Consider the following 250-nt stretch of genomic DNA (forward strand, 5'->3'; position numbering starts at 1 on the left):
GTGGGGTCCAAGGTGGCGAACAGCGCGTTTTCCACGAGCACGCCTGCGTCCGTCAGTCGGTTCAGCAGCGACGACTTGCCGGCGTTGGTGTACCCGGCAATCGCTACGGAAGGGACAGCATTACGACGGCGGTTGGCCCGCTTTGTCTCACGGGCCGGCTTCATTGCCGCGATTTCGCGACGAAGCTTAGCCATCCGGGTCCGGATACGACGGCGATCGAGTTCGATCTTTGTTTCACCCGGACCACGCG

The 250-nt window shown here is 62.8% G+C and carries 1 protein-coding gene; it reads right to left on the bottom strand.

The annotated features are described in order from the left end of the window. The coding region (locus tag SB772_RS43910) for a GTPase (RefSeq protein WP_410839014.1) at positions 1 to 194 on the bottom strand (194 nt) is incomplete at its 3' end. Between the last annotated feature and the right edge of the window lie 56 nt (positions 195 to 250).

Source organism: Paraburkholderia sp. SIMBA_030 (assembly GCF_046535245.1).
GTDB lineage: Bacteria > Pseudomonadota > Gammaproteobacteria > Burkholderiales > Burkholderiaceae > Paraburkholderia.